This is a genomic window from Pedococcus sp. P2_A3 (assembly GCF_056405035.1).
Map to the genome: position 1 here is coordinate 1 of NZ_JBFUCW010000043.1, position 9,049 is coordinate 9,049.

Here is a 9,049-nt window from a genome sequence, read left to right on the forward strand (position 1 = left end):
AGCCGGCACCGGGTCAGCACCCGGTGCGCGGTCGAGGGCGCGACCCCGGTCAACGAGGCGAGCTGGACCGGCCCGAACCGCTTACGCAGCCGCAACGACACGATCCGCCGCGTGACCACCGTGGTGGTCTTGGCGGGCATCGYGTGCGGGCGCGAAGACCGGTCGCTCATCGGCTCGCCCGCGGCATACCGGTCGGCCCACCGCTTGACCGTCGGCCAGGAGCACTGAAACCGGGCCGCGACCTCAGCCWCCGGGACACCGCTGTCGACCACCAACTTGGCGACCGTGAGCCGGGCACGAGGGGTCAGGGCAGCGTTAGCGTGGGACACGAGGGCCTCCTGTTTTGTGAGCGGATACCTAGGCAGTTCCACTCCACCGCGGGAGGCCCTCCCGCGCCACTGATCAGATCAGCGGATCACACCCACTCAACCAACGTCCCCGGTCAGTACAGCTAGCAAAGGTTGCTCGAGACCTCAGCGGGTGGGGGCAGCTCCGGTCGAGGCGCGCACGACCAGCTCGGGGCGGAAGACGTACTCGGCCCGCGGCGACGGCTCCCCGGCGATCTCGTCGAGCAGCGCTCGCACGGCCGCCTCGGCCATGGCCTGCACGCTCTGCCGCACCGTCGTCAAGGGCGGGTCGGTGAAGGCGATCAGCGGCGAGTCGTCATAACCGACCACGGAGAAGTCGGCCGGCACCTGACGGCCCGCGCGCCGGGCGGCCCGGATCGCGCCGAGCGCCATCAGGTCGGAGCCGCACACGACGGCAGTGCACCCCTTCTCGAGGAGCCGCGCCGCGGCCGTGTCACCGCCCTCGACCGAGAACATGGTCCGCTCGATCAGCTCGTCGACGTCCTCGCGCCCGAGCAGGCTGCGCATGGAGGCCCGGAACCCGGCGATCTTCCGGATGACGGGCACGAACCGCTCGGGTCCGACCGCCAGCCCGATCTGGGTGTGGCCCAGCTGCACCAGGTGGGTCAGGGCCAGCTCCATCGAGGCGACGTCATCGTTGGAGATGAAGGGCGCGTCGATGCCCTCCTGGTAGCCGTTGACGAGCACGATCGGCAGCTCGCGCTCCCGCAGGCTGGTGTAGCGCTCGGGGTCGGTCGTGACATCGGCGTGCTGGCCCGAGACGTAGATGATCCCGGCGACGCCGCGGTCGAGCAGCATCTGCACGTACTCGTCCTCGTGCACCCCACCCGGGGTCTGCGTGCAGAGGACCGGGGTGAACTGGTGCCGGGCGAGTGCCGTCTCGATGATCTGCGCGAATGCCGGGAAGATCGGGTTGGTCAGCTCGGGCACGATCAGGCCGACGAGGTCGGCGGTCTTGCGCCGCAGCCGGGAAGGCCGGTCGTAGCCGAGGATGTCGAGCGAGGTGAGCACCGCCTCGCGCGTCGCCTCCGCGACCCCGGGCTTGCCGTTGAGCACCCTGCTGACGGTGGCCTCGCTGACGTCGGCGTGCGCCGCGATGTCAGCCAGTCTCGCCTTCATGGCGGTGACGGTAGCAAGAACTTGCAGGCCCGACCGGCCACACGCTGCAAGATATTTCAGGTATGCCGCGGCTCACATCCGTGCGCAAACGCTTTCATTCTCTCTGGCGGGCACCGCCGCCACCGTCTCACCAGCACGCACCAGCACTGGCGCAACGCCCCACCCTGGGACAGACTGAGCCCACCGCGGACACCGATGTCTGCGGCGGTACCACCCTTTACAACGGATCGTCCGGCACGTTCCTGCCGGTGAAGGAAGGCAATGAAGCCATGGCAACTGTGAAGTTCGACGAGGCCACCCGCCTCTACCCGGGCAACGACAAGCCCTCTGTCGACCGGCTCAACATCGACATCGAGGACGGCGAGTTCCTCGTCCTGGTCGGCCCCTCCGGATGTGGCAAGTCCACCTCCCTCCGCATGCTCGCAGGCCTCGAAGAGGTCAACGCCGGCAAGATCTGGATCGGTGACCGCGACGTCACCAACCTGTCCCCCAAGGACCGCGACGTCGCCATGGTCTTCCAGAACTACGCGCTCTACCCCCACATGACGGTCGCCGACAACATGGGCTTCGCGCTCAAGATCGCCGGCGTCGACAAGGGCGAGATCCGCAAGCGCGTCGAGGAGGCCGCCAAGATCCTCGACCTCGAGCCGTACCTCGAGCGCAAGCCGAAGGCCCTCTCCGGTGGCCAGCGCCAGCGCGTCGCCATGGGTCGCGCGATCGTGCGCTCCCCCCAGGTGTTCCTCATGGACGAGCCGCTGTCGAACCTCGACGCCAAGCTCCGCGTCCAGACCCGCACGCAGATCGCGTCGCTGCAGCGTCGCCTCGGCGTCACCACCGTCTACGTCACCCACGACCAGGTCGAGGCCATGACGATGGGTGACCGCGTCGCGGTCCTCAAGGACGGCATCCTCATGCAGTGCGACAGCCCGCGCCGCATGTACGACCACCCGAACAACGTGTTCGTCGCCGGCTTCATCGGCTCCCCCGCCATGAACCTGCTCGACGTCGACGTGGCTGACGGTGGCGTGAAGGTCGGTGGCTCGACGGTTCCGGTCGAGCGCGCCATCCTCGACGCCTCATCCGGGAAGAACATCACCTTGGGTGTCCGTCCCGAGGACCTCGAGCTCACCACCGAGGGCCAGGGCATCCCGGTCACCGTGGACGTCGTCGAGGAGCTCGGCGCCGACGCCTACATCTACGGCTCGACCAAGGCCCACCAGCACATCGAGGCCGACGAGGACAGCGACGCGCCCGAGCGGCCGTTCATCGCCCGCGTCGACGGCCGCACGCCCCCGAAGAAGGGCGAGACCGTCTACCTCGCCCCGAAGACCGGGCACGTGCACGCCTTCGACGCCACCTCGGGCCAGCGCCTCGGCGACTGACCCGAGCAGCACCGTATGCCGGGTGGCCGGCTCCCGTTCGTGGGAGCCGGCCACACCGCTTTCACCTGGCACCCCACCCGTCAACACCCCGCCAACCGGACTGATGTTGGCACCTGATCTGGACCGGGCGACGCGGCTGTCCCCGTCGTTGGGAGGATGAGACGTGGCACTCGAGATCACCGCAGCACGACCAGACCCGGCCATGCTCGACCTGCCCTGGGAGCTTCCGCTGGAGACCTGGCCCGAGGAGCACCTCGCGGCCCTGCCCCGCGGCATCTCGCGGCACGTCGTGCGGTTCGTCAAGCTCTCGGGGAAGGTGCTGGCGGTCAAGGAGATCAAGGCCGACATCGCGGTTCGCGAGTACCAGCTCCTGCGGATGCTCAACCGCCTCGACCTGCCGTGCGTCGAGCCGTTCGGGGTGGTGAGCGGCCGCACGTCCGCTGACGGCACCCCCCTCGATGCCTGCCTGATCACCCGGCACCTGCAGTTCTCGCTGCCCTACCGCGCGCTCTTCAGCCAGTCGCTGCGCCCCGACACCACCACCCGGTTGATCGACGCCCTGGCGGTGCTGCTCGTCCGCGTCCACCTCGTCGGCTTCTGGTGGGGCGACGTGTCGCTGTCCAACACCCTGTTCCGGCGGGACGCCGGCGCGTTCGCGGCATACCTCGTCGACGCCGAGACCGGGGAGCTGCACCAGACGCTCACCGACGGGCAGCGCGAGCACGACCTCGACATCGCCCGCGTCAACATCGCCGGTGAGCTGATGGACCTCGAGGCCGGCGGCTTCCTCGAGGCCGGTGTCGACGCCGTCGACACCTCGAACCGCATTGTCGAGCGCTACACCGAGCTGTGGGAGGAGCTGACGGGCCTCGAGCGCTTCGAGCGCGGCGACCGCTGGCGGGTCGACGAGCGGATCCGGCGCCTCAACGAACTCGGCTTCRACGTGGACGAGCTGGCCATCTCCACCGACATCGGCGGCACCACCATCCAGATCCAGCCCAAGGTCGTCGACGCCGGCCACCACTCGCGGCGCCTCCTGCGGCTCACCGGGCTCGACGTGGAGGAGAACCAGGCCCGCCGGCTGCTCAACGACCTCGACTCCTACCGCGCGGGCACCGACCGGCAGAACGACGACGAGGAGATCGTCGCCCACGACTGGCTGCAGCGGATCTACGAGCCGATCACCCGCACCGTCCCGCGTGAGCTGGCCGGCAAGCTCGAGCCCGCCGAGCTGTTCCACGAGGTGCTCGAGCACCGCTGGTACCTGTCCGAGCGGGCCGGCCACGACATGCCGATCGAGGATGCCATCGCCGACTACGTGAAGACGGTGCTGCCGAGCAAGCCCGACGAGGCCACGGTGGTGGGCGTCGACACGGTCGAGATGCCGGTCGTCGCCATGTTCGACGACTGACCTCTCGCTGCACACCGGTCCACCCCCGCCCCACCCGTCTCCCGGATCGTGGGCGCCGCATCAGCCACTCGGACGATATCGGCCCCAAACGGTAGATGTGGGATGCCTTTGGCCCCATACGGTGACCGCGTCAACACCGCACGCACCGCCGTCAAGGGGAGTTCATGAGCCAGGCCCAGGCCGCCGTCACCACCCAGCAGCACGAGTTCGGCCGAGGGACCTGGACTCCGGTGGCCGGCTGGTGGCTCCGGGTCGCAGCCCGCCTCATCGACGAGGTCGTCCAGATTCTCGGGATGCTCCCCTACCTCATCGGCCTGGTCATGCTGCTCGACGCCAAGGGCTCCGGCGCGACGGTCTACCAGTCGGCCGACCCCACTCGCCAGACCGACCGCGTCACGGTGCTAATCGGCCTCGGCCTGATGGGTCTCGGCGGCATCCTCAGCATGGTCATCTGGGTCTGGAACCGCGTCGTCCAGCAGGGGCGCACGGGCCAGAGCATCGGCAAGGCGGCCATGAAGATCGTCCTCGTGTCCTCCAGGACGGGGACCCCGATCGGGGCAGGCTCCGCCTTCGTCCGCGAGATCGTGCACGTCGTGGACGGGATCCTCTACATCGGCTACCTCTGGCCCCTCTGGGACCGCCGCAAGCAGACCTTGGCCGACAAGCTGGTCGGCACGGTGGTGGCCAAGGACGTCCGGCAGCCCCAGTCCGACGGCCCGACCTGGGCCCAGCGCGCCCTGGCCTGACGACGCGRCTGTCGCTGCTAGGTTGCGGGCGACACGAGGGGAACCCATGACACCACCACCTGCGGACCCGTTCGCCCACCAACCGACGCCCGACCCGACCGCGCCCGACCCGACCGCGCCCGGCCCCGCCGCGACGGGCCCGACCGCGCCCACGACCGCGTCCTCCGCTGCCTTCCAGCCCCCTACCCGGGGCCGGGAGGGTATGCCGGGCCGCCGCCGAGCGTCGCCAGCGGTCCGTGGGGACCGCTGGCCGGCTGGGGCACGCGCGTGGCCGCGATGCTCATCGACACTGCGGTGCAGTTCATCGGCATGATCCCCTACATCGTGGGCGTCGTGCTGTTCGTCGTCGGCGCACCCGACTCCGGCGCAGACATCTCCTCGTCGGGCTCCGACTACCTGCCGCCCGACAGCGGGAACCCCGGGCTGATGATCCTGGGTGGGCTCCTGGTCGCCGTGGGCCTGCTCGCGATGCTCGCCATCGGGATCTGGAACCGTGCCTTCAAGCAGGGCCGCACCGGGCAGAGCATCGGCAAGAAGGCCATGGGGATCCGACTCGTGGACGAGCACAGCGGCCAGCCGATCGGAGCCGGCATGGCGTTTGTCCGCGACCTCGCGCACACCCTCGACGGCTTCGCCTACATCGGCTACCTCTGGCCCCTGTGGGACAGCAAGCGCCAGACGTTCGCCGACATGATCCTCGGCACCGTGGTGGTCGAGGTGCCCCGCGGCTGAGGCCCCGCCCTCCGACTCGGGCGACCAGTGCTGGCGACCGGATGACGCGAGCTATTGCTTGACCGCGACTCCGAGCCAGTTTCGAACGATCCCGCCCGGGTACGCCTGCCGGGGCAAGTCCACAGCCCGTGGCCCGTCGACGAATGACAGACCAGCGTCCTCGACCGTGGCGACAACGCCCGAGAAGGACAGGTACAACTTGCGCTCCGTTGCTTGCGCATAGCCCAGGGAGAGGTTGCCCCCCTGGTCAAGCTCGTAATCCGTCCAACCGGGCCATAGGTCGGTACCGATCGCCGGCCACTGCACATAGAGGTGACCGCCCGCGCGGAGTCGCTGGACGACCCCCCGGACGCGGGAGCGTGACGCGGCGAACGAGTCGTGGATCAGCACGCGTGACAACACGAGGTGGTCGAACCGCGGGACGGCCGCGAAGCTTTCAGAAGCAGTCGCACATTCGAAACGATGCTCGTGCCCAGGGAAGGCCTTCCTCGCAACGTCGACCGCATATGCCGACAGATCGCACGAGTAGACGTCGAGCCCCGCCCTGAGCAACGCCGATGCGTTCCTGCCGTCCCCGTAGCCCACGTACAGGATTCGGCCCGCTCTTTCGGCGCGTTCGACCACGCACTCGACGATCGGTAGGGGCGGGTTGGGGTGCTCGCTGCGCGTGAGGTAGTGCCAGTCCCAACGTCGACCCAATGATGCGTCGTCACCCATCTACTGAGCCCCCGAGGCCGTGGTCCAGGTGGCTCGCTCGCCGTGCTGGACGAGCACCCGGACGGCGGCTGCCAGCACTATGCCCGCGCAGAGTGACGTCAGCAACCACCCCTGGCCAACCAGGAGGGCGGTGAATAGCAACGGGCCGACGATGTTCTGCAGCTGCCCGCCCATGTTGATAGCACTGAGGTCGGTTGCCGTAGCCTCTCGCCTACTGAGTTCCACCATGTACACGGACAGCGCCGCGCTCTGGAGCATCTCGGCCGCGATCTGCGCGAACACCAGGAGCAACACCACGGCCCGGGCAGCATTCCCCCCTACTCGGTCCATGAAGACGGCGGCTCCAATGGTCAGGCCGATCAGGATTCCCGAGACGCCCCATGCCAGCACATGCCTTCCCCCTACGTGCACGAGTATGTTCACGCGTTCTTGAAGGAACCCGACCGTGGCGGCGTTGAGGATGAAGATCAGAGGGGCCGCCCAGGTCAGTTCAGGTGCCTTCGCAATGACCACGAGCGGTAGATAGACACTGAGCAGCGTCCGGTGGAACGAGAAGAAGAAGTTCTCAGCGAGCACCCGCCTGCGTCGTGAGTCCGCGAAGGCCGTCCTCACCGAGCCCGGTGAGGACAGAATCGATCTCTTGACCCGAGCGGCAGTGGTGTCCTCCCCCGCTAGTGCGTAGCGATAGAGCAAGACCACCACGACGAATGACGCCGCATTGAGCCCGAAGATGACGACTGGCGCAAGGTGCAGATACAGCGCGAGGGCGCTCAGGGCAGCACCGACTCCGTATCCGAGGTTGGCGGGCAGCGCAATGCGGCCGAGCAGGGCCACTCCCTGCTCACGGGACAGCGGGGAGATGATGAGGCTCCGCGTCAAGGATGCGGCTGACCGATCGACGATCCCAAAGGCTGCAGCAAACACGATGAAGGCCGCCGGCCCGGAGACCTGGGACCACGCCAGCATCCCGATGGCCCGCGCCAGGTAGGCGAGCGTGAAGACACGAAGGCTTCCCTGTCTGTCCGCGAGCTGTGCCACCGGTACCGATGCGAACATCCCTGTCAGCGCAGAGAGGGTCAGACCGAGCCCCATGGCCGATACGGAGACGTCGTTGAACCGCGTGAACAGGATTGCGGAGGCGCTGACGAAGGTTCCCGTACCGACGGCATCGACGCCGGTCGCAACCATGGCCGCCTTCTCGATGCGCCGCGGGCTCCATTCGCTCACACTGGGACCCGGCTACACGACGGGCAGGCAGGGTCCTTCTCGACCGGGATGCGATAGAAGTCGTTCTGCATGTTCGAGAAGCAGAGCATCTCGTTGCGAGCGAGCGCGCCCTTGCCGAGAAGAATCTTCAGGACTTCGTTAGCGCCCAAAACCCCGGACAGTCCGGTGGCGACTCCCCAGACAGGCACGGCCCCACGACGACTCTCGGGAAGATCCGGAAAGGCACAGTTCAGGCACGCGTCGTTGTCGTTGACCATGCAGAAGACGTAGCCGTGCGCGTACTGAGCAGACACGTGCACCATGGGCGTCCGAGTCCGCAGGGCGAACGCATTGACCAGCATCCTCTGCTCGGGACCGTCGCCTCCCTCCAGAAGGACGTCAAAGCCCGCGAGCTGAGCCTCGATGTTCGCGGCAGAGATCCGCTCGACCGCGTGGGTGACCTCAATGGAGGGATTGAGCTCCCTGAGCTCCTCTGCTGCGGTCACCGCCTTTGAGCGGCCGATGTCGTGGTTCCGGTACAGGATCTGCCGGTTCAGGTTGCTTAGCTCGATCTGGTCGAAGTCGACGATGTGAATGCGGCCGACCCCCGCGGCGGCCAAGTAGTAGAGGAGCGGGGACTTGACCCCTCCCGCTCCCACACTCACGACGGAACCGGCAGCCAAGCGGCGCTGACCTTCAGGGCCCACCTGGGGCATCATCTCTTGGCGGTTGTACCTGGTGTCCTCGAATTCCACACTCTTCTCCACGGTCGACGGATGCAGATGCACGAGGGGGCCGCGACGTAGCGCGGCCCCCTCGGCGAGCGACGCTGCGGCGGTCAGCCGTCGCAGGTGAAGACGCCCGCGATGACGACCAGATCCCCATCGGAGAGCTCTTGTGCTGCCGGAGCGACACTCCCGTTCACCAGGACACGGAACGAGCGACGAGCCGTCCCATCGTCGTCGTAGATGTTCCTGGCCAGCTGCTCGTCCCGCCACGCGATGTCGCGCAGGACGTCGTCGACAACTAGTTCGCCGGCGCCAAAGCTGAGGCTCTCGGTATCGAGGCGGCCCTCGGCGATCCCCCGAAGCTGCACTTCCACCATGCGTTCTCCCTCCTTCGTGCCATGGGCCTTCCCCATGACCTCGCCCACCATAGCGTTTCCTATGCGTTTCCTATCGTTTTCTTATGTTTCCTTTTATTTACCTGCTCGCCAGCAATGCGTGGAGATCAGCGATGGGCGCCCTCCACAGAACATGACGGCCGCGCGCGGCATCCATGACGGGAAACACGAATCGGGATGGTCGGTAGGAGCGCCCAAGCCTGGACCAAACTTGGGTACGAGAAAGGTGCGGCACCGGTTGCCGG

Annotated in this window: 10 protein-coding genes; 4 read left to right on the forward strand and 6 right to left on the reverse strand. The window is 67.7% G+C overall.

Annotation, left to right across the window (positions count from 1 at the left end; translation table 11 throughout):
• Positions 1–329, reverse strand: a 329-nt coding sequence (locus AC1DX8_RS20840) for a helix-turn-helix domain-containing protein (RefSeq protein WP_477631869.1), incomplete at its 3' end; no start/stop codon positions are given.
• Between the two features lie 144 nt (positions 330–473).
• Complete coding sequence (locus tag AC1DX8_RS20845; protein ID WP_477631870.1) at positions 474–1,487, reverse strand: LacI family DNA-binding transcriptional regulator; 1,014 nt, start codon at positions 1,485–1,487, stop codon at positions 474–476.
• 269 nt (positions 1,488–1,756) lie between these two features.
• On the opposite strand from AC1DX8_RS20845, the gene AC1DX8_RS20850 reads away from it, so the two are divergent.
• The 4 genes from AC1DX8_RS20850 to AC1DX8_RS20865 all read left to right on the forward strand — a co-directional run bounded on the left by AC1DX8_RS20850 (position 1,757) and on the right by AC1DX8_RS20865 (position 5,758).
• The gene (locus tag AC1DX8_RS20850; protein ID WP_477631871.1) at positions 1,757–2,869 is read left to right on the forward strand and encodes an ABC transporter ATP-binding protein; all 1,113 of its coding nucleotides are present in this window, start codon (positions 1,757–1,759) and stop codon (positions 2,867–2,869) included.
• 163 nt (positions 2,870–3,032) lie between these two features.
• Positions 3,033–4,280 (forward strand): DUF4032 domain-containing protein, encoded by a 1,248-nt coding sequence (locus AC1DX8_RS20855; RefSeq protein WP_477631872.1) that lies wholly within the window; start codon positions 3,033–3,035, stop codon positions 4,278–4,280.
• Positions 4,281–4,444: 164 nt separating this feature from the next.
• A complete protein-coding gene (locus AC1DX8_RS20860; RefSeq protein ID WP_477631873.1) occupies positions 4,445–5,026 on the forward strand; it encodes an RDD family protein in 582 nt (193 codons plus the stop codon).
• 246 nt (positions 5,027–5,272) lie between these two features.
• Positions 5,273–5,758, forward strand: coding sequence for an RDD family protein (locus AC1DX8_RS20865; RefSeq protein WP_477631894.1), 486 nt, complete (start codon positions 5,273–5,275; stop codon positions 5,756–5,758).
• A gap of 51 nt (positions 5,759–5,809) precedes the next feature.
• Here AC1DX8_RS20865 and AC1DX8_RS20870 read toward each other — a convergent pair whose 3' ends face one another.
• The 4 genes from AC1DX8_RS20870 to AC1DX8_RS20885 all read right to left on the reverse strand — a co-directional run bounded on the left by AC1DX8_RS20870 (position 5,810) and on the right by AC1DX8_RS20885 (position 8,837).
• Positions 5,810–6,475 (reverse strand): class I SAM-dependent methyltransferase, encoded by a 666-nt coding sequence (locus tag AC1DX8_RS20870; protein ID WP_477631874.1) that lies wholly within the window; start codon positions 6,473–6,475, stop codon positions 5,810–5,812.
• Positions 6,476–7,702 carry an MFS transporter gene (locus AC1DX8_RS20875; protein WP_477631875.1) on the reverse strand — a complete coding sequence of 409 codons (1,227 nt, stop codon included), beginning with the start codon at positions 7,700–7,702 and terminating at the stop codon, positions 6,476–6,478.
• The gene (locus tag AC1DX8_RS20880; protein ID WP_477631876.1) at positions 7,699–8,448 is read right to left on the reverse strand and encodes a HesA/MoeB/ThiF family protein; all 750 of its coding nucleotides are present in this window, start codon (positions 8,446–8,448) and stop codon (positions 7,699–7,701) included. Before AC1DX8_RS20880 ends, AC1DX8_RS20875 begins: the two co-directional genes overlap by 4 nt.
• 71 nt (positions 8,449–8,519) lie before the next feature.
• A complete protein-coding gene (locus AC1DX8_RS20885; RefSeq protein ID WP_477631877.1) occupies positions 8,520–8,837 on the reverse strand; it encodes a hypothetical protein in 318 nt (105 codons plus the stop codon).
• Positions 8,838–9,049: the final 212 nt, after the last annotated feature.